General features: G+C 47.7%; 1 protein-coding gene. It reads right to left on the bottom strand.

The window, feature by feature from the left end; all coding sequences use genetic code 11:
* Positions 1-537: chitin-binding domain-containing protein (locus EK369_RS23020; RefSeq protein ID WP_164727093.1), on the bottom strand; the 537-nt coding region annotated here is incomplete at its 3' end.
* Between the last annotated feature and the right edge of the window lie 54 nt (positions 538-591).

The following is a 591-nucleotide window of genomic DNA, read 5'->3' as shown; positions in this document are numbered from 1 at the left end:
CGAACAGAAACAGTCAGGAAGTACGCAAACAGCTGGATCGCATGGTGGAGCGCGATTAGGATCATTGTCAATGTCGCAAGTGTTTTCATCAGATCCGTCGGCGCAGTCCTTCTCGCCGTTACAGAAGAGACCTCTCTCTATACAGTTCCCGTCACCACAGGCCAAAGAGCCATCTGGACATAGAGGTTCGTCGGTGAAAAGGAGTGGCTTGGTCTTGCGTTCCTTGTTCTTGAGCTTGCAATTTTTCACGGAATCCTTCCAGTCACAAGTTTGCTTTTCAATGTCGAAATACAAACCGGCAGGACAACGAATAGCTTGTAAACCCGATGAAGTACACTGGATAACGTCACGACAGTTGTCACCTTCTCCAGCTACCAGCCTAAACCACTCTCCTGCGTCTTTGTCTTTGCATAATTCTGCTTCAAAACTTTCTTCTTTTTTCGCCGGCTCTTCTGCTTGTCTTTTGTATCGGTTATGTGCATCGACGCATATCGCTGCTATCGCTAGAAGAAGGAGCGCTGTTTGTAAGCGCGCCATCACTCTAAAACTGAACTACAGACACTACTTACACTGCTGCACACCTGACAGGAC

The organism is Shimia sediminis (genome assembly GCF_003990645.1).
GTDB classification, from domain to species: Bacteria; Pseudomonadota; Alphaproteobacteria; order Rhodobacterales; family Rhodobacteraceae; genus Shimia; species Shimia sediminis.
This window is presented reverse-complemented; position numbering and strand designations above follow the sequence as displayed.